This is a genomic window from Aureimonas sp. AU40 (assembly GCF_001463785.1).
In the GTDB taxonomy this organism is placed as follows: Bacteria; Pseudomonadota; Alphaproteobacteria; order Rhizobiales; family Rhizobiaceae; genus Aureimonas.
Genome location: NZ_BBWL01000032.1, coordinates 1 through 23,902 on the forward strand (window position 1 = coordinate 1; position 23,902 = coordinate 23,902).

The 23,902-nt window shown below is 68.4% G+C and carries 22 protein-coding genes; 2 read left to right on the forward strand and 20 right to left on the reverse strand.

Translation table 11 applies throughout. The features are described from left to right. The 16 genes from AUL32_RS10620 to AUL32_RS10695 all read right to left on the reverse strand — a co-directional run. On the reverse strand, window positions 1-629 hold a 629-nt coding region (locus tag AUL32_RS10620; protein ID WP_192847450.1), incomplete at its 3' end, for a translation initiation factor IF-2 associated domain-containing protein. Window positions 630-728: 99 nt separating this feature from the next. After that, window positions 729-1,367 carry an RNA-binding protein gene (locus tag AUL32_RS10625; RefSeq protein ID WP_062114733.1) on the reverse strand — a complete coding sequence of 213 codons (639 nt, stop codon included), beginning with the start codon at window positions 1,365-1,367 and terminating at the stop codon, window positions 729-731. Between the two features lie 50 nt (window positions 1,368-1,417). Further along, window positions 1,418-3,019: a transcription termination factor NusA gene (gene nusA, locus AUL32_RS10630; RefSeq protein WP_062114644.1), complete on the reverse strand. Its 1,602-nt coding sequence runs from the start codon at window positions 3,017-3,019 to the stop codon at window positions 1,418-1,420. A 139-nt stretch (window positions 3,020-3,158) separates the two neighbouring features. Beyond that, the gene (gene rimP / locus AUL32_RS10635; RefSeq protein WP_082659526.1) at window positions 3,159-3,755 is read right to left on the reverse strand and encodes a ribosome maturation factor RimP; all 597 of its coding nucleotides are present in this window, start codon (window positions 3,753-3,755) and stop codon (window positions 3,159-3,161) included. Between the two features lie 201 nt (window positions 3,756-3,956). Next, a complete protein-coding gene (trmB, locus tag AUL32_RS10640; RefSeq protein ID WP_062114650.1) occupies window positions 3,957-4,670 on the reverse strand; it encodes a tRNA (guanine(46)-N(7))-methyltransferase TrmB in 714 nt (237 codons plus the stop codon). Beyond that, window positions 4,660-5,871, reverse strand: a complete 1,212-nt coding sequence (gene metK / locus AUL32_RS10645) for a methionine adenosyltransferase (RefSeq protein ID WP_061972918.1) — start codon at window positions 5,869-5,871, stop codon at window positions 4,660-4,662. Before metK ends, trmB begins: the two co-directional genes overlap by 11 nt. A gap of 153 nt (window positions 5,872-6,024) precedes the next feature. Next, window positions 6,025-6,447: a helix-turn-helix domain-containing protein gene (locus AUL32_RS10650; protein WP_061972920.1), complete on the reverse strand. Its 423-nt coding sequence runs from the start codon at window positions 6,445-6,447 to the stop codon at window positions 6,025-6,027. A gap of 132 nt (window positions 6,448-6,579) precedes the next feature. Then, on the reverse strand, window positions 6,580-8,226 hold the full coding sequence (gene lnt, locus AUL32_RS10655; protein ID WP_062114652.1) for an apolipoprotein N-acyltransferase: 1,647 nt from the start codon (window positions 8,224-8,226) through the stop codon (window positions 6,580-6,582). 104 nt (window positions 8,227-8,330) lie between these two features. Beyond that, on the reverse strand, window positions 8,331-9,359 hold the full coding sequence (locus AUL32_RS10660; protein ID WP_061972923.1) for a hemolysin family protein: 1,029 nt from the start codon (window positions 9,357-9,359) through the stop codon (window positions 8,331-8,333). Then, on the reverse strand, window positions 9,356-9,904 hold the full coding sequence (gene ybeY / locus AUL32_RS10665; protein WP_082659528.1) for an rRNA maturation RNase YbeY: 549 nt from the start codon (window positions 9,902-9,904) through the stop codon (window positions 9,356-9,358). Before ybeY ends, AUL32_RS10660 begins: the two co-directional genes overlap by 4 nt. Next, window positions 9,901-10,941 carry a PhoH family protein gene (locus tag AUL32_RS10670; protein ID WP_062114655.1) on the reverse strand — a complete coding sequence of 347 codons (1,041 nt, stop codon included), beginning with the start codon at window positions 10,939-10,941 and terminating at the stop codon, window positions 9,901-9,903. Before AUL32_RS10670 ends, ybeY begins: the two co-directional genes overlap by 4 nt. Beyond that, window positions 10,938-12,368, reverse strand: a complete 1,431-nt coding sequence (gene miaB / locus AUL32_RS10675) for a tRNA (N6-isopentenyl adenosine(37)-C2)-methylthiotransferase MiaB (protein WP_062114658.1) — start codon at window positions 12,366-12,368, stop codon at window positions 10,938-10,940. The genes AUL32_RS10670 and miaB overlap by 4 nt, the downstream gene beginning before the upstream one ends. 228 nt (window positions 12,369-12,596) lie before the next feature. After that, complete coding sequence (locus AUL32_RS10680) at window positions 12,597-13,352, reverse strand: lysophospholipid acyltransferase family protein (RefSeq protein ID WP_062114737.1); 756 nt, start codon at window positions 13,350-13,352, stop codon at window positions 12,597-12,599. A 103-nt stretch (window positions 13,353-13,455) separates the two neighbouring features. Beyond that, the gene (rimI, locus tag AUL32_RS10685; RefSeq protein ID WP_374700946.1) at window positions 13,456-13,902 is read right to left on the reverse strand and encodes a ribosomal protein S18-alanine N-acetyltransferase; all 447 of its coding nucleotides are present in this window, start codon (window positions 13,900-13,902) and stop codon (window positions 13,456-13,458) included. A gap of 203 nt (window positions 13,903-14,105) precedes the next feature. Next, window positions 14,106-14,795 carry a tRNA (adenosine(37)-N6)-threonylcarbamoyltransferase complex dimerization subunit type 1 TsaB gene (tsaB, locus tag AUL32_RS10690; protein ID WP_062114664.1) on the reverse strand — a complete coding sequence of 230 codons (690 nt, stop codon included), beginning with the start codon at window positions 14,793-14,795 and terminating at the stop codon, window positions 14,106-14,108. 14 nt (window positions 14,796-14,809) lie between these two features. Continuing rightward, entirely contained in the window at window positions 14,810-15,391 is a 582-nt protein-coding gene (locus AUL32_RS10695; protein WP_061972931.1) for a NifU family protein, read from the reverse strand. A gap of 201 nt (window positions 15,392-15,592) precedes the next feature. Between AUL32_RS10695 and AUL32_RS10700 the strand changes: the two genes are divergently transcribed. Continuing rightward, the gene (locus tag AUL32_RS10700; RefSeq protein ID WP_062114667.1) at window positions 15,593-16,573 is read left to right on the forward strand and encodes a cation diffusion facilitator family transporter; all 981 of its coding nucleotides are present in this window, start codon (window positions 15,593-15,595) and stop codon (window positions 16,571-16,573) included. A 31-nt stretch (window positions 16,574-16,604) separates the two neighbouring features. Here AUL32_RS10700 and AUL32_RS10705 read toward each other — a convergent pair whose 3' ends face one another. Both AUL32_RS10705 and trpS read right to left on the reverse strand, forming a co-directional pair. Beyond that, window positions 16,605-17,096, reverse strand: coding sequence for a universal stress protein (locus AUL32_RS10705; RefSeq protein ID WP_061972934.1), 492 nt, complete (start codon window positions 17,094-17,096; stop codon window positions 16,605-16,607). 258 nt (window positions 17,097-17,354) lie between these two features. Beyond that, complete coding sequence (trpS, locus tag AUL32_RS10710) at window positions 17,355-18,419, reverse strand: tryptophan--tRNA ligase (RefSeq protein ID WP_062114670.1); 1,065 nt, start codon at window positions 18,417-18,419, stop codon at window positions 17,355-17,357. A 410-nt stretch (window positions 18,420-18,829) separates the two neighbouring features. Here trpS and AUL32_RS10715 point away from each other — a divergent pair, with 410 nt between their 5' ends. After that, window positions 18,830-19,345 (forward strand): DUF3597 domain-containing protein, encoded by a 516-nt coding sequence (locus tag AUL32_RS10715; protein ID WP_062114673.1) that lies wholly within the window; start codon window positions 18,830-18,832, stop codon window positions 19,343-19,345. Window positions 19,346-19,369: 24 nt separating this feature from the next. Here AUL32_RS10715 and murJ read toward each other — a convergent pair whose 3' ends face one another. Further along, on the reverse strand, window positions 19,370-20,983 hold the full coding sequence (gene murJ, locus AUL32_RS10720) for a murein biosynthesis integral membrane protein MurJ (RefSeq protein ID WP_062114676.1): 1,614 nt from the start codon (window positions 20,981-20,983) through the stop codon (window positions 19,370-19,372). Then, window positions 20,980-23,868, reverse strand: coding sequence for a [protein-PII] uridylyltransferase (locus AUL32_RS10725; protein WP_062114679.1), 2,889 nt, complete (start codon window positions 23,866-23,868; stop codon window positions 20,980-20,982). Before AUL32_RS10725 ends, murJ begins: the two co-directional genes overlap by 4 nt. Window positions 23,869-23,902 lie beyond the last annotated feature (34 nt).

The window sequence follows — 23,902 nt, forward strand, 5'->3', positions numbered from 1 at the left end:
GCCGTCGTGGCGGCGGGAGCCTGGACGGGCTTGATGGATTCGGGGGCGGCGGGCTTCAGGGTGTCGGCTCTCGGGGGTTCGGTCACGGAAACGGGGGTCGGCGCGGCAGGCGCGTCGACAGGTGCCGGAGCGGCGGCAGCGGCCACCGGTTCGGAAACGGGTGCGGGAGCCGGCGTCTCGGCGACGGCCGGCGCGCTCGCGGGCGCGGCCGGAGCGGCGACTGCCTCTGCGGCGGGCGCCTGCGCGGGAGCTTCGGCGGCAACGGTGGGAGCGGCGACAGGCGCGGCCTCAGCGGCCGGAGCGGCGACCGGGCGATCGGGCGGCACGGGCGCCTGCGGGTTCTCGGCGGCGCGAGCGAGCGCTGCCTGCTGGGCGGGCGTCAGAGCCGGGCGCGGCGCGGCCGGGGCGCTGGGGGCTGCGGCCTGCGCTGCAGGCGCGGCGGCCTTCGCCGCGTCCTCGGGCTTGGAGAACTTCCGCTTCTTGGTCTCGACGACGACATTGTTCGTCCGCCCGTGCGAGAAGCTCTGCCGGACGGTCGAAGGCGCGGCTGCGCCCCCCGTCTTCAGGGTCAGGGTCTTCTTCGGGGTGACGCTCAGCGTCTTGTCGTCGCCAGATTTCGTGTCGCTCATATATGCTTCCGCTTCCTGCGCGGGATCTGATCCTCGCGCCCATTATCCGTGCCTAGAGCATTTCGCAACCAAGCTTTGTTGTTGAACATCGATACGGTCTCATGAGTCGGGCGGGCTTTCGCCGTCCCGACCGGCCTTCTCGCCCCGATAAGCACTGAGCGCTTCGAGACGTTTGACGAGGGCCATCCCGGCGCTGCCGGGCAAGATGGCTGCGTGTACCACGTTTTCCCCGCCAAGGGCCAAACTCATTTCGTCGGCTCCGAGCAGACGAAACATCGGCGTCGGCCGTGCGCGCCCCGACACCTCGCCGGCATGGCGGGCGCCGTCGAGCTTGCGCACGCCGTCGGGCGCCGCGTCGCTGGCATGGAGGCTCGCCGCCGCCTTGCCGGTGCGCAGCGCCGCGTCGACCTTGGCCGAGCCGGTGACGATCTGCCCCGCCTTGCGGGCGAGGCCGAGCGAGCCGAGAGCCGAGCGCACCAAAAGCGCGTCGAGATCGTCGGCCAGCGTTTCCAGGCCCGACACGTCCTGCTTCAGCGCGCGCGAGAAGATGCGACGCTTGACGGCAAGCTCCACCACCTCGCGGCGCGCCTCGACATGGGCGCCCCGCCCCGGCAGGCGGCGCTTGAGATCGGGCACGAGGCGGCCGTCCGGCGCGGCGACGAAGCGCACGAGGAGATCGGCCTCGAGCGAGCGGCGCGACACGATGCACATGCGCCCGTTCATCACCACCTCCTCCAGTCCGTCATCCAACATCTCGCTCGTCGTCACGCCTTGCCTAACCTTTCGCCTCAGACCGTGGTTTCATCCTCGGCGCCTTCGAGGTCCTCTTCGACCTCCTCGGGCGCTTCCTCGACCCAGCCCGCCTTGACGCGGGCCTGCATGATCATGGCCTCGGCGTCCGTCCGGCTCAGCTCGAAGGCCGAGAGCGCGCCAGTGAAGCGTTTGGTCTCGCCGTCCTTGCGCTCGCTCCAGCCGACCAGATCGTCCGCCGCACAGCCCGCGAAGTCCTCGACCGTCTTCACGCCGTCCTCGCCGAGCGCGACCAGCATCTGAGTCGTCAGACCCTCGATCTCGCGAAGCTCGTCGGCGACGCCCAGTGCCTTGCGCTTCTCGTCCAGTTCCGCCTCGCGGCGGTCGAGATAGTCCTTGGCGCGGTTCTGGATCTCGGCGGCCGTGTCCTCGTCGAAGCCCTCGATCGAGGCGACGTCGCCGAGATCGACATAGGCGACTTCCTCGACGGTGGCGAAACCTTCCGACGCCAGGAGCTGGCCGACCATCTCGTCGACGTCCAGCGCTTCCATGAACAGGGCCGAACGCTCGGCGAATTCCTTCTGGCGACGCTCGGATTCTTCCTGCTCGGTGAGGATGTCGATGTCCCAGCCCGTCAGCTGCGAGGCAAGGCGGACGTTCTGTCCGCGGCGGCCGATCGCAAGAGACAATTGGTCATCGGGGACCACGACTTCAATACGCTCGGCATCCTCGTCCAGCACCACTTTGGCGACCTTGGCCGGCTGAAGGGCGTTGACCAGGAAGGATGCGGCTTCCGGCGACCAGGGGATGATGTCGATCTTCTCGCCCTGCAGCTCGGCCACCACGGCCTGCACGCGCGAGCCGCGCATGCCCACGCATGCGCCGACCGGGTCCACCGAAGAATCGCGCGAGATCACGGCGATCTTGGCGCGCGAGCCGGGGTCGCGGGCGACCGCCTTGATCTCGATCACGCCGTCGTAGATCTCCGGCACTTCCATGGTGAAGAGCTTGGCCATGAACTGCGGATGGGTGCGCGACAGGAAGATCTGCGGCCCGCGCGGCTCGCGGCGCACGTCGTAGACGAAGGCGCGCACGCGGTCGCCATAGCGGAACAGCTCGCGCGGGATCTGCTCGTCGCGACGGATGATGCCCTCGCCCTTACCGAGATCGACGATGACGTTGCCGTATTCGACGCGCTTCACCGTGCCGTTGATGATCTCGCCGACGCGGCCGATGAACTCTTCGTACTGCTTGTCGCGCTCGGCCTCGCGCACCTTCTGCACGATGACCTGCTTGGCCGACTGGGCGGCGATGCGGCCGAACTCCATCGGCGGCAGCTGCTCGGCGATGAAGTCGCCCGGCTCGGCGTCGGGATTCTTGTCGCGGGCGAGCTCGAGATAGATCTGCGTGTTGGGGTCCTCGACATCCTCGACCACTTCGAGGAGCCGCTGCAGCTTCATCTCGCCGGTCTTGGTGTTGATGTCGACGCGGATATTGGTTTCCTGGCCGTAACGCGAACGCGCCGCCTTCTGGATGGCGTCGGCCATGGCGGCGATGACGATCTCGCGATCGATCGACTTTTCCCGCGCGACGGCATCCGCGATCTGCAGAAGCTCGAGCCTGTTCGCACTGACTGCCATGTGTCTCTCCTCGTCGAAAGCCCGAAGAAGCGCTCAGAAGGCTCGTTCGGCTTCGCGGTTCATGCCCGCGCGGGGCGCGGGCGCTTGTGCCAGTCCGGGCGGCTCCCGAAGGATCACCCGGCGCGATCGTCGTGCCGGCTCAGCCGGCGGAGGCGTCTTCGCCCTCGTCCTCGTCGTCCACGGGTTGGCCGCGCGCCTTGCGCGCGTCCTTGTCGGCCTTCAGCGAGGCGGCCAGAAGCTCGTCGGTCAGGATCAGCCGCGCTTCGGCGATGGCGTCGAAGGGGATCTCGACCACGGCCTCGCCGTCGTCGGCGGCCACGCCGTCGCGCTCCAGCCGGATGCCGTCGGCGTCCACATTCGTCACGCGGCCGCGAAACCGCTTGCGGTTCGCGACGAGGCGGCCCGTCTCCAGCTTCAGAAGCTGGCCGGACCAGGTCTCGAAATCGGTCTTGCGCACCAGCGGCCGATCGATGCCGGGCGAGGAGACTTCCAGGTGGTAGGCGCGGTCCATCGGATCGTCGACGTCGAGAACGGGCGAAACGGCCCGGCTCACGGCCTCGCAATCCTCGACCGTCATCGTGCCGTCGGGGCGCTCGGCCATGATCTGCAGCGTCGCGCCGTTCATCGCCGAAACGCGCACGCGCACGAGCCGGTAGCCGACCTGTTCCATGGCGGGTTCCACGATCGCGGCGATGCGCGCTTCGAGGCCTTGTTCGATGATGATGCGATCCGTCACGAAGTCTCCGATGGTTCATTCCTGCCGAGCGGCGCCGGTTTCGTCCGGCCTCCACCCGCCATGCCCCACGATCGCGATCTTCCTAACAAAAAAGAGCGGGACCGGGTGGACCCACTCTCAACGACCGTATCGCAGAGGATTTGCCTGTCATATACCCCTCGAGCCTCCCTCTGGCAAGCCTTGCGGCTTGCCGGCGCGCCGTCAGAGGCGGCGGAAGGTGAGATAGGCGCCCTTGCGCCCCTCGCGATGCGCCTTGGCCTCGTAGCGCGTGCCCGGCCAGCCGGCATAGGGCGTGTGCCAGTCGGCCGGCCCTTCGGCCAGCCATTCGAAGCTTTCGTGGCCCCGCACGTGCTGCAGCGTCCAGTCCACATAGGTCTCGATGTCGGACGCGAAGCGGAAGCGCGCGCCGGGCTTCAGGACACGGGCAAAGCGCTTCAGCGTGCGCTCGTTGACGAAGCGGCGCTTCCAATGTTTCCGCTTCGGCCAGGGGTCGGGATAGAAGAGGTCGATCCCGTCGAGCGAGGCGTCCGGCAGCCAGTCGAGCAGCATCGTGGCGTCGTCGTCGAACAGGCGAAGGTTCGCGCGCGGCTCGGCTTCCAGCGCCACCAGCATCTTGGCCATGGAATTGCGGAACGGCTCGACGCCGATGAAGCCCGTGCCGGGATGGCGGCCCGATTCCAGATGCAGATGCTCGCCGCCGCCGAAGCCGATCTCGAGGCGCACGGCCGAGACTTCGGCCTCGAACAGCCCGGTCACGTCGGCCGGCGCGGGCTCGGCGAGGTCGAGGCCGAGCGTCGGCATCCGCTCGGCCAGGAGATCGGCCTGGAGCGGACGCAGGGTCTTGCCGCGAGAACGGCCGAAGAAGTTCTCGCGGGTTCTCGCCTTCGGGGCGTTGACGCGGCGTTCAGCGGCCAAGGGCGGCCTTCAGCTTCGACGTGAGGTCCGTGCGCTCCCAGGAGAAGGAGCCGTCGCGGCCGGGCTTGCGGCCGAAATGGCCGTAGGCGGAGGTCTTGGCGTAGATCGGCTTGGTGAGCTGGAGATGCTCGCGGATGCCGCGCGGCGTCAGGTCCATGACCTCGCGCAGCACCTTTTCCACGTCCGCCTCGTCCACCGTGCCGGTGCCGTGCAGGTCGACATAGACCGACAGGGGCTCGGCGACGCCGATGGCGTAGGAAAGCTGGATGGTGCAGCGGTCGGCGAGCTTGGCAGCGACCACGTTCTTGGCGAGATAGCGCGCGGCATAGGCGGCCGAGCGGTCCACCTTGGTCGGGTCCTTGCCCGAAAAGGCGCCGCCGCCGTGCGGCGCCGCGCCGCCATAGGTGTCCACGATGATCTTGCGGCCGGTCAGGCCGGCGTCGCCGTCCGGGCCGCCGATCACGAACTTGCCGGTCGGATTCACGTGCCAGACGCAATCCTTGGCGATCGCCAGATCCGCCACCGCCTCGCGCACGAAGGGCTCGACGATGGCGCGCACGTCCTTGGAGTTCAGGGATTCGTCGAGATGCTGGGTGGACAGGACGATCGAGACGATCTCGGCCGGCTTGCCGTCCTTGTAGCGCACGGTGACCTGCGTCTTGGCGTCCGGGCCGAGCTTGCCCGCGTCGCCTTCGCCGTTCTTGCGGGCGGTGGCGAGGCGCTCCAGAATCTTCTGGGCGTAGAAGATCGGCGCCGGCATGAGGTCCGCCGTCTCGCGGCAGGCATAGCCGAACATGATGCCCTGGTCGCCCGCGCCCTCGGTGTTCTTCTCCGCGCCCACGTCCACGCCCTGGGCGATGTCGGCAGACTGCTCGTGCAGGAGAACGTCGATCTTGGCGGTCTTCCAGTGGAAGCCGTCCTGCTCGTAGCCGATGGCCTTCACGGCCTTGCGGGCCGCCGAACGAACCTTGGATTTCAGGCGGCCGGGCTCCACCGAGCAGCGCACTTCGCCGGCGATGACGATGCGGTTGGTGGTGGCGAGCGTTTCGCAGGCCACGCGCAAGAGAGACGGGTCCATGCCGGTCTTGCGCGCTTCCTTGTAAAGAAGATCCACGATCTCGTCGGAGATGCGGTCGCAAACCTTGTCGGGGTGTCCTTCGGAGACGCTTTCCGAGGTGAAGAGGTAATCGCTGCGCGCCATCTGCGTGGAGATCTCCCGTGCGGTCGGCGCAAAGCCCGACCTGCCGCCTCACCCGCGCGAGGTCGCGGGCTCGCCGGGGTTAGAAAATGAGGGCTCTTCGCGCAAGCGAAATCTGCCCTCATACCCCCGCGAAACGAGGTAAAACGTGCCGTTTCAGCTGTTTTCGGGCTCATCCTCGAGCGAGCCGAGCGAGCGCACGAGATCGAGAACGCGGCGGCGAACCTTGGGATCGGCGATGCGCGCGAAGGCGCGCGTCAGCTGCAGCGTCTCGCTCGAATTGTAGCCGTCATGGACGAACTCCTTCGGGGGTTCCTGCATCCCATTGACGGTGGCGGGCGGATTGTCGAGCCCGTCGAAGAAGAACGCGACGGGGACGCTGAGAACCTCGCTGATGTTCTGCAGCCGGCTGGCGCCGATCCGGTTCGTGCCCTTCTCGTATTTCTGGATCTGCTGGAACGTGATGCCCAGATGTTCGCCGAGCTTCTCCTGGCTCATGCCCACGCTCGTGCGCCGCAATCGAAGCCGCGCGCCCACGTGGACGTCGACCGGATTGGGTATCTTCTTCACATCTGCCATTGCCGCCTTCTGCCCGTTACCCCACCGGAGCCTTCGGCTCGGCCCGCGTCGTCGCAAGTCCACCGAATGATGCGGAACCAATGATAGAGGTATTCCTGCAGATGAATTGGTTAGGGGCCGTCCGGCTTGGCGTCAATCAACCGTATGGCGAAATCGGACCACACCCATGATTGCCAAAAAGGCAGCAATGGCCCAAAGCGCGAAAAAGAGGCTCTCCCCCATTTTAGCATAAAGCGTCGGAGCGCCCGGCAACGGCAAAACGGCGTCCACCGCGCCGCCCTGGCCGAGCGCCAGACCCGCCACGGGGCGCCCCGCCGAATCAGTCACGATCGAGATTCCGGTGTTGGCCGCGCGCACGAGCGGCAGGCCGAGGGCGACGGCGGTGAACTGCGCCTGCCGCAGATGCTGATAAGGGCCGGGGGTCTGCCCGTACCACGCGTCGTTGGTCACGTTGAGGATGAAGTCGGGTCGCTCGCCGCCCCTTTCGATCTCGCCGGGAAAGATGATCTCGTAGCAGATGAGCGGCAGGAAGCGCGGCCCCCCTGCCCCGGCCGCCAGCAGGCGGCGCGAAGCGCCGGCCGAGAAGCCGCCTGGCAGATGCGTCAGCTGGTTGACGCCCCAGCGCTCCAGCACCGCCTGGAACGGCAGGTACTCGCCGAAGGGCACGAGATGCAGCTTGTCCTGCGCGTCGAGGATCGTGCCGTCCTCGGCGATCACGTAGATCGAGTTGAAGAAGCGCGCGCGGGCGCCCTCGCCCTCCATGCGCGTCGCCCCGGCGATCAGCGTATCGCCGGGCGCAAGCGTCTCGGCCAAGCTCCCCACCGCGTCGGGGCGCTGGGTGAGAATGAAGGGAAAGGCGGATTCGGGCCAGATCACGAGGCGACGGCCCGGCGCGTCGGACGCTGCCTGGGCTGCCTCGTCCGCGCCTTGCAGGATCGGCTCCGGCGGGCGCGGGCCGGCGGTGAGTTCCAGCTGGCGCGAGAAGATGCGCTCGGCCTCGGCCGGGTCCCATTTCTGTCCCTGCAGGATGTTGGGCTGTACGAGGCGCAGCGAGACCCCCGGCACGTGACCGGTGGGTGCCTGCGTCAGATGCCACGCACCGAAGCCGACATGCAGAGCGACGAGCGCCGCGCCGAGAACGGAGGCCAGACCGCGACCGCGCGTGGGATAGGCCAGGAGCGCCGGTAGCGAGAAGACGAAGAGCGAGACGAGGGTCAGCCCGTTGAGGCCGATCAAAGAGACCGAACCCATGAGCATCGGCACCGGGGCGGCGATGGCGCCGACCGTGTTCCACGTGAATCCCGTGAAGAGCACGCCGCGCAGGCATTCGAACAGGGCGAGGCTCGCCGCCAGCGCGGCCAGTCGGGCCGGCCCGTCGCTCCAGACGAGGCGCGCCAGCGCCGTCGCCAGACCCCAGTAAACGGCGAGCGCGGCCGGCAGGGCGAGGATCGCCAGCGGCAGCGCCCACCAGAACTCGGCGGCATCCACCAGCATGGCCGCGCCCAGCCACCAGAGGCCGGCGACGAAATAGCCGAAGCCGAAGAGCCAGCCGACGCGGAAAGCCGGCCAGGAGCGGCGCAGCAGCCCCGCGCCCGGCGCACCGCTGGCGCCGTCCACCAGCCAGACCAGGATGGGAAAGGACACGAAGCCGACGGCCGGCACGTTGAAGGGCGCGAGCCCCAGGACCAGCAACGCCCCCGCGAGACAGGCGATGGCCGCCCGCGCCCAGCCGTCGCTCAAGATGATGCGCCCCGCCAGACGCTGAAGTCCCGTTTGCAAATCGCTTCCCCTCCCTGGGCCGGCAAGGCCGGTCGCAGCGCCGATAAAGGCGCGCGATCCATTCGTCTAGAAGGACAAGCTTTCGCAGACCCGGGGCGGCGCGCCTATTGGGCGAGTTCGGGCGCCGCGCCTTCGGGGAACCGCACGATGCGCAGGCGCTTGACGCGGCGCGGATCGGCCTCCAGCACCTCGATCTCGAAGCCGGGCACGGCCTCGATCACGGCGCCAACCTCCGGCAGGCCGCCATGCGCGTGGACCACCAAACCGCCGATCGTCTCGGCCTCTTCCTCGAAGCGGCTGACGTCGAAATCGGCGCCGACGATCTTGCTGATATCCTCGAGATCGGCGCGCGCGTCGGCGTAGTAGACCCCGTCGCCCGCATGGGTGACGAGCACCTCCTCGTCGTCGTGCTCGTCCTCGATGTCGCCGACGACGATTTCGAGAATGTCCTCCAGCGAGACGAGACCGTCGGTCCCGCCATATTCGTCGATCACCAGCGCCATCTGGATATGGCTCGCCTGCATGCGCGACATCAGCTCGGCCGCGTGCATGGAGGGCGGCACGAAGAGCACCTGCCGAAGCAGGCCGAGTTCGGAGATCGTTTGGTCGAGATCGACGCGAGCGAGGTCGAGCGTCGAGCGCACCGGCGCGCCTTCGATCGCCTTGTCGTGGCCGAAGCACAGCGCGGCTCGCGTGATGTGGCCCATCATGTCGCGGATGTGGACCATGCCGAGCGGATCGTCGAGGCCTTCGCCGTAGACGGGCATGCGCGAGCGGCCGGTTTCCTCGAAGCGGGCCATCAGCTCGGCCAGCGTCGCCGTGATCGTCACGGCGTCGATTTCGGTGCGGGACACCATGACGTCCTCCACGCGCAGGCCGTGGAGCTTGAGAATGTTGGTGAGCATCAGGCGTTCGCCGGGCGAGAAGCCCGTGGCCTCCCCGCCGCCGCCCACCAGGGCTTCCACGAGTTCCTCGCGCAGCGAGGGCGGAACGCGGGGCCTCAGGAAGGTGACGAGCTGCTCGAAGAAACCGGGCTCGTCCTCCCGCGGCCGCCGCCGACTTCGTCCGTCCGGCGCCTCTGGCGTCAGGCGCTCGCCCGAGGGCGTCTCGTCCTGATGTTGGGTCATGCTCATGAGGGCAGTCTTTCGTTGGTGCGTTGATCGGCGACAAGCTCGGCGTCGCCGTAGGGATCGGGGATGCCGAGGCCGGCCAGGATGCGGATCTCGGCGGACTCCATGTCCTCGGCGTCCTCGTCCGTCTCGTGGTCGAAGCCGAGAAGATGCAACATTCCATGCACAAGCAGATGACGGACATGGTCCGCCGCGCTCTTGCCTTCCTCGGCCGCCTCGCGTTCGCAGGTTTCGGCCGCCAGTACGAGATCGCCCAGCAGCGGCCCCGGCGCGTCGCCGGGCGAAAGGTCGCTCATGGGAAAGGACAGGACGTTGGTCGGCTTGTCCTTGCCGCGCCACTCGCGATTGACCTCGCGCACCTCGGCGTCATCGGTCAGCGTGACGGAGACCTCGGTATCGAGATCGGCCGCAAAACCCTGGTCGCGCGCAACCGCATCCACGGCCTCGCGCACCAGGGGCTCGGGGTCGCCCTTCAGAATGGCGCGCCAGAGATCGCACTCCTCTGATAGGAGAATGCGCGGCGCGCCGGGTTGTCGCCCGTCCGTCATGACCGGCCGTTCGCCTGGCTGCGCTTCTGCGTGGCGTCGCCCTCGTAGGCTTCGACGATCGACTGGACGAGGCGGTGACGCACGACGTCCTTGGATTCGAAGCGCACGGAGACGATGTTGGACACGCCTTCGAGAATACGCAGCGCCTCGACCAACCCTGACGTCTGACCCGGCGGCAGGTCGATCTGCGAGGGATCGCCCGTCACCACCATGCGCGCGTTTTCGCCAAGGCGCGTCAGGAACATCTTCATCTGCATCGAGGTCGTGTTCTGCGCCTCGTCCAGGATCACCGCCGCGTTGGTCAGCGTGCGGCCGCGCATGAAGGCGAGCGGCGCGATCTCGATGGCACCGGCGGCCAGCGCCCGCTCCACCTTCTCGGCCGGGATCATGTCGTAAAGCGCGTCGTAGAGCGGGCGCAGATAGGGATCGACCTTGTCCTTCATGTCGCCCGGCAGGAAGCCGAGCCGCTCGCCCGCCTCCACGGCGGGGCGCGACAGGATGATGCGCTCGACCTGCCCGCGCTCCAGAAGCTGGGCGGCGTGGGCGACGGCGAGATAGGTCTTGCCCGTGCCGGCCGGGCCGACGCCGAACACGAGCTCGGCCCGGTCCATGGCGCGCATATAGGCGTCCTGGGTCGGGGTGCGGGCGTGGATGGTCTTCTTGCGGGTCGAAATCTGGGCGAGCGAGATGCGGCCCTTCTTCTCCAGCGTCGGCAGCACAAGCTGATCGTCCTGCGCCACCGCCATGCGGATGGCGCCCTCGACGTCGGAGGGGCCGATCTCGGCGCCGCCCTGCAGCCGGCCGTAGAGGAAGTCCAGTGCGCGCCGGGCCTGCTCGCTGGCGGTCGGATCGCCCTTCAGCTCCACCTTGTTGCCGCGCGCCCGCGCGTCGACATGCAGCTTCTGCTCGATCAGCGCCAGATGCTCGTCGAACTGCCCGAACAGGGCGCCGGCGAGCCGGTTGTCGTCGAAGGTCAGTACGAGATGGGCCATGTCCGACGCGCCGGAGACCGGTGACATGCCGCGCGCTGCCTTCATGCGATCTTCCTTAAAGGTGGCTCCGCCGCCACGGGGGCGGGGTCGGGAGCGTCAACCGGCTCGGCGCCGGCGGCCATGAGGGAATTGGTCATGCTCGCGGACACGCGAACCGAAACGATGTCGCCGACCTCGCCCGCCGACGCGGGCACCACGACCGGCAGAAGGAAGGGCGAGCGGCCGATCATCTGGCCGGGATGGCGCCCCGGCTTCTCGATCAGCACCTCGGTGTCGCGTCCCACGAAGCTTTCCTGGAAGGCCACCTGTTGCTCGCGGATCAGCGCCTGGAGCCGGTCGAGCCGCTCGGTCTTCACGTTTTCGGGCACGTGGCCGTCCATCGTCGCGCCCGGCGTGCCGGGGCGCGGCGAATATTTGAACGTGTAGGCGGCGGCGTAGCGAACCTCGCGCACCAGCTCCAGCGTGGCCTCGAAATCGGCGTCGCTTTCGCCGGGAAAGCCGACGATGAAGTCGCCCGACAGAGCGATGTCGGGCCGCGCGGCGCGGATGCGATCCAGAAGCTTGAGATAGTCGGCCGCCTTGTGGCGCCGGTTCATCGCCTTGAGGATGCGGTCCGAGCCGGACTGCACGGGCAGATGCAGATAGGGCATGAGCGCGCGAAGGTCGCGATGCGCCTCGATCAAGGCCTCGTCCATGTCGCGGGGATGCGAGGTCGTGTAGCGCAGCCGCGCGATGCCGGGAATTTCGGCCAGCTCGCGCAGCAGCGAGGCGAGACCGCCATCGGCCGGGCCCCAGGCGTTGACGTTCTGCCCGAGCAGGGTCAGTTCGCGCACGCCCGCCTCGGCCAGCCGCCGCGCTTCGGCCAGAATCGCCGCGCGCGGGCGCGACACCTCGGCGCCGCGCGTATAGGGCACGACGCAGAAGGTGCAGAACTTGTCGCAGCCTTCCTGCACGGTGACGAAAGCGGCGACGCCCCGCTGGCGGATCTCTTTGGCCGAGGGGTTCGGCAGATGCTCGAACTTGTCCTCCACCGCATAGTCGGTCTCGATCACCCGCTCGCCCTTGGCGACGCGAGCCAGAACCTCCGGTAGCCGGTGGTAGGTCTGCGGGCCGACCACGAGATCGACCACGGGCGCGCGTGCGATGATCTCCGGCCCTTCGGCCTGGGCCACGCAGCCGGTGACGCCGATGCGCATCTCCTGGCCGAGCGCGGCGCGCTCCGCCTTCAGGACGCGCAGGCGCCCGAGTTCGGAATAGATCTTCTCGGCCGCCCGCTCGCGGATATGGCAGGTGTTGAGGAGCACGAGGTCGGCGTCCTCGACGCTGTCGGTCGGCCGGTATCCGTCCTTGGCCAGCGCGTCGCCCATGCGCTGGCTGTCGTAGACGTTCATCTGGCAGCCATAGGTCTTGATGAAGACCTTGCGCCTGTTGTCGGCCGGCTCGATGCCTCGTTCGTCGATCGTCTCGCTCATGCGTCCTTCGTGATGCAAGCTGAGGCCAAACCGCCCCGGCCAGCTTCTATCGCGGCCCCGCCGATCCTGATGTCCGAAAGGATCCTGTCCCGACGGGGTCCGACACGGCACCTTGCGAGCCGCGCCGCCCCAACCGGAACGCGCAGCCAACCTTCTTGCCTTCCCTTCTATATCAGCCGGCGGGGGGGAGCGCGCAAGCCGGGTTTCTCGGCAAACGACGCTTTGCCTCTAACGGATGCTTTCGTCGCAGCCGCGCAGACTCCGCAGAAGCAGCGCCGAGACCACGGTTTCGCAGCGCCGGGCGACGGCCTTGCGGTCGCTTTTGGCATCGAAGAGGATCGGCTCGCCGAAGCGGATTTCGGCATCCACCGCCCCTTCGCGCAGGAAGGCGAGGAGATGCGGCCCGAGTTCCACATCGCCCGGCCAGGCCGCGAGCGGGCGGCCATAGCGGCCCATCGCCATGCCGTTGGCCTTGGTGTAGGCGATCGATACCGGCTGCACCGACACCGCCTCCTTGCCCGAGCGGCGCAGCGAGGCCTGGGCCGCGCCGAACAGGGCGGTCTTGAACGGCAGGACGCGGTTGCCGTCCGAGGTGGTGCCTTCCGCAAACAGAACCATGGCGTCGCCGGCGTTCAGCCGCTCGCCGATCGCGTCGGCCTGCTCGCCGGTGCGCCCGCGCGCTTCCCGCTCGACGAAGATGGTGCGCTGCAGCTTGGCGAGAAGCCCGAAGACCGGCCAGGTGCCGACTTCGCTCTTGGCGATGAAGGACAGCGGCATCACGGCGCCGAGCGCCACGATGTCGGCCCAGGACTGGTGGTTGGCGACGATCAGCAGCGGGCGCCCTTCCGCGGGCACGCCGGAAATGTGGAGGCGCAGGCCGATCAGCCGCGCGGCGACGCGGTGCCAGACGAAGGGAAGCCGGCGCGCGAGCGGCCAGCCGCGACGGATCGCCAGGATCTGCAGCGGCCCCAGCACGACCGTCATCACTGCAAGAACGAAGGCGATGAAAAGGAGGCGCAGCGTGCCGAGCGGATCGCGCCGGCGCGCGGGTTCGCTCGCCGGCAGCACCGGCTCGCCGAGGCGCGCTTCAGTCACGCAGGGCTCGTTTCAGGATCAGGGCGCTGGTGCGCGTGCCGTCCGGCCCGGCATAATAGGCGGGGCGACGGCCCACTTCCTCGAAGCGCAGGCGTCGATACAGCGCGAGCGCGGCCGTGTTGGTCTCCTCCACTTCGAGGAACAGCGAGGCGGCGCGCTCGGCATGGAGATATTGCAGCGTGTTGTCCATGAGAAGGCGGCCGATGCCCTTGCCGCGCGCCGCCTTGTCCACGGCGATGGTGAGGATTTCGGCCTCGTCCACCGTCAGGCGCGCCAGGACGACGCCCACCGCCTTGTGGTTGTTTTCGGCGCGCACGATGAAGCCGAACGTGCCCCCCTGCCCCAAGAGCGAGGCGAACTCATCGCCCGACCAGGATTGGGTGAAGGCTTCCGAATGGATTTCGGCGGCCTCGTCGAGATCGTCCAGCCCGAGCGGCATGGCCACGTAGCCGGAGGGGCCGAGAAGGCCGTCCCAGAAGGACAGGGTCCAGGCAAGGGGGAGATACCAGTACATGCTTCTCTCCGAGAAGAGGTCGGGCGTCCATTCTGCGCCTCGCCCCTTTCCGCATCATTATGCTGCCGATGAAGGCAGATCCGCTAGTGCGTCTTTGCGTCAGGCTCGGGCCAGCCTCAGGCCCAAGCTCAGGCTTGAGCCGCCGCGCGCAGGCCGAGCGGCGTCTGCGCCTTGGCGTCGGCGCCGCGCAGATAGAGCGGCAGCGGCGGGGCGCCGGGCTCGCGCCGGGCAGCGAGCCGGGCCAGGGCGGCGAGCGAGGCGAAGCGCCGGTCCGGCAGGAAGGACGCCGCGTCCTCGCCCAAGGCCTCCCGCGCGATCTCCGCGCCCGTGCCGACGACGCGCAGGCCCGCACCGACCGCGCCGATGAAAGTGCCGAGCGCCTCCGGCGTCACCGCTTCCGGGGTCCGCAACGGATCTCCGCCTTGCGCGAAGAGCGCGGCATAAAGCTCGCCGCGCCTGGCGTCGTGGACCGCCAGAACCGGCCCTTCGCTCCATTCGGGCTCGGCCAACGCCTCCAGCGTCGAGATGCCGACGGCGCGAAGACCGAGGCTGAGTTCCAGCCCGCGCACGGCGGAGACGCCGACGCGAATGCCGGTGAACGAGCCCGGCCCGATGCAGACGGCGAGCTTGCCGATCTCGCTCCAGTCCGCACCCGCCTCAGTGAGGACCTCTTCGATCACGCCCATCAGCCGCTCGGCATGGCCGCGCCCGATTTCCTCCTCGCGGATGGCCGCGAACGTGCCGTCCGACAAGCGAAGCAGCGCGGCGGAGCAGCGCTCGTTGGCGGTGTCGATCGCCAGAAGCAGGTCCTTGCCCATGCGATGGCCTCGGATCAGGCCGCTTCCATCGCTTCCACGGCTTCGACTTCCGGCACGAAATGGCGCAGCAGGTTCTCGATCCCGTGCTTCAGCGTGGCGGTGGAGGACGGGCAGCCCGCGCAGGAGCCGCGCATGTTGAGGAACACCACGCCGTCGCGGAAGCCGCGGAAGGTGATGTCGCCGCCGTCCTGCGCCACGGCCGGGCGGACCCGCGTGTCGAGCAGTTCCTTGATCGTGGAGACGACGGCCTCGTCGCCCTCCTCGAAGAACTCCTCGCCCGAGTCCGACGCCAGCGCGCCGCCGGCCGCCGTCGGCGCCATGACCGGCTCGCCCGACAGAAAATGCTCCATGATCGCGGCAAGGATGGCGGGCTTGAGATGGGCCCAGTCCGTCGCGTCCTTGGTCACGGTGATGAAGTCGTAGCCGAAGAAGACGGCGGTGACGCCGCTGACCGCCATGAGCTTCCCGGCGAGCCGCGAGCGCGCCCCCGCCTCGGCCGGCTCCAGGAACTCGGCCGTGCCGTTTTCCAGAACCACCCGGCCGGGCAGGAACTTCAAGGTCTGCGGATTGGGCGTGGATTCGGTCTGGATGAACATGGCGGGCGTCCGATCTGGGAGAAACGGGGCAAAGAGCAAGCGTTGTCCTGGAGATAAGCCCCCACGCCCCGCGCCGCAAGCGCGCGGGCCTGTCCGCACCGTCCACCGAACCGGCCTCTTTTGCGGATGCCACGCAACGAAGCCGCCTCATCTCGCCTTTCCCCGACACAGGCGGGGGTCGAACAGGGGGACAGGGCCGACATGGCGTCACATTCGGGAGCATCGCCATCCGGCGCCTCGTCGGGATCGAAGGTGGTCATCTACGCCGCGCTCGCCGGCAATTTCCTGATCGCCGTCACCAAGTTCATCGCCGCCGGCTTCACCGGCTCCTCGGCCATGGTCAGCGAGGGCGTCCATTCGCTGGTGGACACCGGCAACGAGCTGCTGCTCCTCTACGGCCTCAGCCGCGCCGCCCGGCCCGCCGACCGCACGCATCCGCTCGGCCACGGGCGCGAGCTCTATTTCTGGACCTTCATCGTCGCGCTTCTGGTCTTCGCGCTCGGCGCGGGCGTCTCGATCTACGAGGGTGTTCAGCACATGCTGGCGCCCGAGCCGATCGAAAACCCGATGGTCAACTATATCGTGCTCGGCCTGTCCTTCCTGTTCGAAGGCTTCTCCTGGTTCGTGGCGCTCAAGGAGTTCCGCGTCACCAAGGGCCGGCTCGGCTATATCGAGGCGGTGAAGCGCTCCAAGGACCCCACCACCTTCACGGTCCTGTTCGAGGACAGCGCGGCGCTGATCGGCCTCGCCATCGCCTTCACCGGCATTCTTCTTTCGCAGCTTCTCGACATGCCCTGGCTCGACGGCGCCGCCTCGGTGGGCATCGGCCTCGTCCTCGCCGCCACCGCCCTGTTCCTGGCGCGCGAAAGCAAGGGGCTTCTGATCGGCGAGGCAGCCGCGCCCGCCACGCAGGCCGCCATCCTCGCCATTGCCGAGCGCGACCCCGGCATCCACAACGCCAACGGCGTCGTCACCGTGCATCTCGGCCCGACCCAGATCGTCGCCGCCCTCAGCGCCGAGTTCGAGGACGCGCTCACCGCGCCCGAGATCGAAGCCTGCGTGCGCCGCATCGAAACAGCCATCCAGGCCGAACACCCCGAGATCACCACGCTCTTCGTCAAGCCGCAGACGCACGGCACCTTCGCCGCGCGGGCCGAGATCATCGAGGCACAAAGCAACTAGGCGAAGGGCGACTGCGCCCGCTTCTCGCTTCTCAGCAGAGGCTTTCGATTTCCTCGTCGGTCAGCGTCGCCGGCACGATCGTCACCGGAATCGGGAAAGCCGAGGCCGAGCCCGCAACGGCCGAGACCAGCGGCCCCGGCCCGTCCGCCGCCTCGCCCGCCGCCAGAACCAGGATCGCGATCTCGCGGTCCGCCTCGATCAGGGCGCGGATCTCGTCCGCCGTCTGCCCCTCGCGCAGGATCGTCTCGGGCTCGATGCCGACCTCGGTGCGGACCTCCTCCGCCACCCGCGACAGGCGCGTTTCCGCCTCTTCCTGCGCTTCGGCGCGCATGATGTCGCCGACGCCCAGCCATTGGGTGAAGTCCGCCGCGTCGATCACATAGAGAAACACCGCCGCGCCGCCGCTGGCCTTGGCGCGCCGCGCCGCATAGGCCGCCGCCCGCCCGCATTCGGGCGTCTCGTCGATGATCGCCAGAAATTTGCGCCGCCCGCCCGCGTCACGCCCGAGTCGCTTGGATACCATGGCGCGACCATGCCAGCCCCGCCGCCGGCCGGCAAGCCGGGCGGATGCGGGAGATGGGCGGGGCTACCGCCCCGAGCCCCGTCCGGGAATGACTTCCCGGACCCTTCCTTTCTTTTGGGACCTTTTCCCTGATCCTGAAGGGCCGGCGGCCCTTCCGGATCAGGGACACAATCCAAGAGAAAGAGGGGTCCAGGGGAAATCATTTCCCCTGGCAGGGGTGCGGGGGCAGCGCCCCCGCCGATCCCGCTTCCGCCCCGCTCAGCCCAGCAGGCCGAGGATGGACTTGACGTCGGCGAGCGTCCGGTCGGCGATGGCGCGGGCGCAGTCGGCACCGTCCTTGAGGACGCGGTCGATCTCGGCAGGGTCGGCGAGGATGCGGCGCATTTCGCCGGCGATGGGGGCGAGCTTGTCGACGGCGAGGTCGGCGAGCGCGGGCTTGAACTCGGAGAAGGGCCGGCCGCCGAACTCGGCGAGGATATCGGCCTTGGACCGATCCGTGAGGGCGGCATAGATGCCGACGAGATTGTCGGCCTCCGGCCGGCCGGCGAGACCGGGGACTTCGGAGGGCAGCGCGTCCGGGTCGGTCTTGGCCTTGCGGATCTTGCGGGCGATGGTCTCGCCGTCGTCGGTGAGGTTGATGCGCGAAAGGTCGGACGGGTCCGACTTCGACATTTTCTTGGAGCCGTCCTTGAGGCTCATGACGCGCGTCGCCGGCCCTTCGATCAGGGGTTCGGCGAGCGGGAAATAGCCGTTCACGGTCTGCTCGCCCATGGCCATGGGCACGCCTAGGCCCTGCGCCTCGATGCGGGCGGAGAAGTCGTGGTTGAACTTGGTGGCGATGTCGCGGGTGAGTTCGAGATGCTGCTTCTGGTCGTCACCCACGGGCACGTGGGTGGCGCGGTAGAGCAGGATATCGGCGGCCATGAGGCTGGGATAGGCGAGCAGGCCGAGCGAGGCGTTCTCGCGGTCCTTGCCGGCCTTGTCCTTGAACTGGGTCATGCGCGTCATCCAGCCGATGCGGGCGACGCAGTTGAACACCCAGGCGAGTTCGGCATGGCCGGCGACGGCGCTCTGGTTGAAGACGATGTGACGCTTGGGGTCGATGCCGGCGGCGAGATAGGCAGCGGCGATCTCGCGCGTCTGCTGGGCGAGATCGTCCTGCACCAGCTGCGCGGTCAGGGCATGAAGATCCACGACGCAGAAGAGGCAGTCCTGTGTTTCCTGCAGGGCGACGAATTTCTGGATGGCGCCGAGATAGTTGCCGAGATGGAGATTGCCGGTCGGTTGGATGCCGGAAAAGACGAGAGGCTTGAAATCGGCCATGGGCAAAGCTCCGCAGACAAGGGGGCCAAGCGCCGGCCCGTTGGCCGCGCTTATGGCGAAGCGAAGCTCCGCCCGCAAGCGCCGCGCGCCGCGCGGGCCCGGCCGATAGGGCGCTGGGGTTGGGCGCAGAAGCCGGGACGGAACCGGTTGGGGTCAATTGCCCTCAGTCTCTTGCCCGGTCACCTCGCCGCGAATAGGCAAGCCAAGGCATCAGCCTCGACTGCACTTGGCGTCTCACGATCGTAGCAAGATCACTCAGCGGGCCTCCCCCGCCGAGGTGTCAAACAATCTCCAAGGCTCGGCCGAGACGGGGTTTCGGCGGAACCAAGGGCTGCGGCATCGCGTCTTCCCTTGCATGCCCGGCGCGGGGAGACCCGCCCGAGGCCCCCATTTTCAGCAGGAGAGACGACATGGGCTTTTTCGATCGCATCCGGGACAAGATCTTCGGCAGCGCCGAGGCCGCCGAACCAGCGCCCGCCCCTGCCGCCCCGAGCCCGGCGCCGGCCGGCGGCGCCTCGGCCTCCACGGGCGGCGCGCCGGCTGCCCCGCAGCCTGCCCCCTCTTCGGCCCCCGCCGCTCCGGCTTCAGCGCCCGCCACGTCGGCCGCTCCCGCCACCGCGCCGGCCGGCGCTGGCGCCGGCGCCGGTACCTCGCAGGCGCCGAGCGCTTCGGTGGATGTCGCGGCGATCCTGGAGGGCAAGGCCAAGGCGGCCGGCCAGCCGCTCGACTGGCGCCATTCGATCGTCGATCTCCTGAAGCTGCTCGACATCGACTCCAGCCTCAGCGCCCGCAAGGAATTGGCGGAGGAGCTGCACTATACCGGCGACACCGGCGACTCGGCGGCGATGAACACTTGGCTGCACAAGGCAGTGATGAAGAAGCTCGCCGAGAACGGCGGACAGGTGCCCGCCGAGCTTCGCGACTAAGAACCTGAGCGAGAGGTCGGTGCTTCAGGCACGCTTGGAGCGCCGGCCCTTCAGAAGATTGCGCACCATGGCGCGGTCCGCCGCTCCGGTGGCGAGCGCCAAGCCGAAATAGACCACCATCGAAACGGCGACGATGGCGAGGATCGCCGGCCCCTGGATGTGGGCCCCGGCGCCGGTGGCGAGATAGGGCGAGAGCTGGCGCATCATCACCAGCACCACGCCGCCCATGGCCGCTGCCGACAGGACCACGAGCAACGAGCGCTTCACCAGCGCGGTGTCGACATGCCAGAGACCCTGGCGGCGCAGGCCCTCGAACAGGAGCCAGGCGTTCAGCCAACCGGCGAGAGTGGTGGCGAGGGCAATGCCCTGCTCGGCATAGAACCAGAAGAGCACGAAGGAGAGGATCGTGTTGGCGAGCGCCGAAAGGCCCGTCACGATCATCGGCACGCGCGTGTTCTCGCGTGCGAAATAGCCCGGCGTGAAGACCTTGATGAGCACGAAGGCGGGCAGACCGAGCGCGTAGAGGCCGAGCACGGCGGCGACCTCGTGCGTCGTCTCCGGCAGGAAGGCGCCGCGCTCGTAGATCAGGCGGATGATCGGCTCGGGCATGACATAGAGCGCGATTGCCGCCGGCACGGTGAGGAAGAGGGCGAATTCCAGCGAGCGGTTCTGCGTGTGCTGCGCCTCCTCGGCGCGGCCGGCCTTCAGCGCGCGGGCGAGCTCGGGCAGGAGCACGACGCCGATGGCGACGCCGACCATGCCGAGCGGCAGCTGATAGGGCCGGTCGGCATATTGCAGGATCGACACGGCGCCCGGCTTGTAGGAGGCGATGGCCTGCCCGACGAAGAGATTGATCTGCGTGATGCCGCCGATCAGCGCGGCGGGGCCGGCCAGAATCAGGAGGCGCTTGAGCGCCGGCGTCCAGCGCGGCCGGTGCAGCGCGACGGAGAAGCCGGCCATGCGCATGGCCACCGTCACCATGAGAAGCTGCGCGACGCCCGCGAACAGGACGCCCCAGCTCATCAGGAAGCCGATCGTCTGCTGGCTCGAGCCCTGCCACCAACACCAGGCCAGAACGCCGATCAGCGCGAAGTTGAGGATGGTCGGCGCGGCGGCGGCGGCGAAGAAACGGCGAAAGGCGTTGAGAATGCCCGACACCATCGCCATCATCGACATGCAGGCGAGATAGGGGAACATGATGCGCGAGAAGGCGACCGTGATCGCGTAGCGATCCTCGCAGCTGATCTGCTGGCCGAGCGTCTGCGGATCGTCGATGCAGGCGGCAAGACCCGGCGCGATGATCGTCTTCACCAGGGCCGGCATGAAGACCATGGCCGCGATCGTAACGACGAGAAGCACGGTGAAGAGGGTCGAGAAGATCTCGGTGGCGAAGCGCCGGGCACCGTCCTCCCCCTCCTCCTCCAGCGAGCGGGCGAAAAGCGGAATGAAGGCGGCGTTGAAGGCCCCTTCCGCGAAGAGCCGGCGGAACAGGTTGGGAAAGCGGAAGGCGAGGTTGAACGCATCCGCCACCGGGCCGACGCCCAGGGCCGAGGCCATCATCATCTCGCGGGTGAAACCGAAGACGCGGGAAATCAGCGTCGCGCCACCGACCGTGGCGAACTTCTTCAACAGGCTCAAGGAACGATTCCGAAGGCGACCGGCGAGGGCTTGGCGGTGGCGGAGGACAATTCGCCCTCCGGGCTGTCGAACACGGCGAGGAGCCGCCGGCGGATGCGATCCGCCCGGCCCTCGCCGATGATCTTCAGGCCCAGGAGGTCGGTGACGTAGAACACGTCCACCACCTTTTCCCCGAAGGTGGTGATGTGGGCGGAGCGGATGTCGAGCGACAGGTCCGAGATCGCGCCCGTGAGATCGGCCAGGAGGCCCGGCCGGTCGAGACCCTCGACCTCGATCACGGTGAGGCGGTTCGACAGGTCGTTGCGCACGTCGATGCGCGGCTCCACGGCGAAGCTCTTGGTGGAGCGGGCCGGGCGGCGGCGGGCGAGCAGCGCGGGAATGGCCTCGCGCCCGTTCAACAGCGACTCCACAGTCTTGGCGATGCGCTCGGCGCGGCGCAGCTCGTCGGCATCCTCGGCGAAGTCCCGGTTGATGGTGACGATGTCGAGCGCGCGCCCGTCGGTCATCGTGAAGATCTGCGCGTCCGCGATGTTGGCGCCGGCCGCCGCGCAGGAACCCGCGATCAGCGAGAGAAGGCGGGGATGGTCGGGAGCGAGCACCGTGATCTCGGTGACGCCGCGGAACTTGTCGGTGCGCGCCACGGTGGAAAGGCTCCGCCCGTCCCGGTCGGCCGCCTCGATGAACTCGGCATGGCGGACCTGATCGTCCAGCGGCACGGTGAGGACGTAATTGTCGTAGTGCTGGTCGACGCGGGCCGCGCGCCGCTCCTCCGGCCAGTCCTTCAGGCGCTCGGCCAGTTCGCGCCGTCCGTAATCGGCGCGCTGGCGGCGCGACGTTTCGGAATAGCCGCCGGTCAGCATCAGTTCGGTCTCGGCATAGAGCGTGCGGATGAGCTGGCCCTTCCAGTTGTTCCAGACGCCGGGGCCGACGGCGCGGATGTCGCAAACGGTGAGAAGGGTGAGGAGCTTCAGCCGATCCAGCGTCTGCGCCCGCTCGGCGAAATCGCGGATCGTCTTGCGGTCCGTCAGGTCGCGCTGCTGCGCCGTCATGGAGAGGGTCAGGTGCTCGCGCACCAGCCAGGCGACGAGCTCGGTCTCGCGCCCGTCGAGGCCTAGGCGCGGGCAAAGCTCCTCGGCGATTTCGGCGCCGGCCACGGAATGGTCCTCCGGCCGGCCCTTGGCGATGTCGTGGAGCAGAAGCGCGACATAGAGCGGAACGCGGTCGCGGATCGTCTCCACGAAACCGCTGGTCATCGGCAGTTCGCTCGCCAGCTCGCCATGCTCCAGCCGCGAGAAGCAGGCGACGGTGCGCAAGAGATGCTCGTCCACCGTGTAGGAATGATACATGTTGAACTGCATCATCGACACGATCTTGCCGAACTCGGGGATGAAGCGGCCGAGCACGCCGGCCTCGTTCATCCGCCGCAGGTGCAGCTCGGGATTGTGCCGGTCGGTCAGCACGTCCAGAAACAGGCTGTTGGCTTCGGGGTTGATCCGCACCGCGCCGTCCAGAAGCCGGAGCGAACGGCGCACGAGCTTCAGCGCGTCCGGGTGGTATTCCAGCTGGTGGACGGCGGCGAGCTTGAACAGGCGCAGGAGGTTCACCGGATCGTCGGTGAAGACGTTGCGGTTCGCCACCGTGATGCGGCCATTGTCGGTGAGGAAGGCCAGCGTTCCCGGAATCTGCCGCGCCCGGCGGCGGAAGGAGCGCACGAGGCCGCGCAGGCCCGGCGCGTCCTTGGCGTTCTCCTCCTCCAGCGCGGCGCAGAAGATGCCGGTGAGATCGCCCACGTCCTTGGCGATCAGGAAGTAGTGCTTCATGAAGCGCTCGACATCCGTCAGGCCGGGATGGGACGTGTAGCCGAGCCGGGAGGCGATCTCGGGCTGAAGGTCGAAGGACAGGCGCTCCTCCGGCTTGCCCGTCAGAAAGTGCATGTGGCAGCGCACGGCCCAGAGGAAATCCTCGGCCTTCTCGAACAGGCGCGCCTCGCGCCGGGAGAAGACACCGGCCGCCACCAGTTCCTCGCGCGTGTCGACGCGGTAATGGTCCTTGGCGATCCAGAAGAGCGTGTGCAGGTCGCGCAGGCCCCCCTTGCCCTCCTTCACGTTGGGCTCGACGAGATAGCGCGTGTCGCCGGACTTGCGGTGGCGCACGTCGCGCTCGGCGAGCTTGGCGGCGATGAAGGCGCGACCCGTTCCCGCCGTCACCTCGGCGTCGAAGCGCCGGCCGAGATCCTCGAACAGGGCCTTGTCGCCGCAGATCAGCCGGCGCTCCAGAAGCGCGGTGCGGATGGTGAAGTCCTCGGCCGAAAGGCGCACGCACTCCTCCACCGAGCGCGTGGCATGGCCGACCTTCAGCCCGAGGTCCCAGAGGAGATAAAGCAGATATTCGGCGACCTGCTCGCCCAGCGCGGTCTGCTTGTAGGGCAGGAGAAACAGGAGATCGATGTCGGAGCCCGGCGCCAGCGTGCCGCGCCCATAGCCGCCGACGGCGCAGATCGCCATGCGCTCGCCCGCCGAAAGGTTGGGCGAGCCGAAGACATGGTGCAAGGCGAAGTCGTGGACGGCGCGGATCAGCTCGTCCTGCAGATGCGAGATGCGCGCCGCGCAGAGAAGACCGCCGCCATCCTCGAACAGGAGGCGTTCGGCGGCCTTGCGCCCTTCGGCGTTGACGCGCTTGAGAATGGCGAGGACCTCGGCCCGCGCCTCCGCCCGGTTGGCGCCCGTGCCCGTCTCGTCCGTGTCCAGAACCTTCAGCGCCGCGCGCAGCGCCTCGCCGTCGACGATCTCGCCCGCGCGCAGATCGGTCTGGGACGAGGCGACCTGCCGGGCTTGCGCCGACCGGGTCGGCCGTTCGCGGCTGGACAGGATCGGTTGCGCAGTCATGGCGTCGCCTTCTCGTCGGGTGGTTCGCGCTATA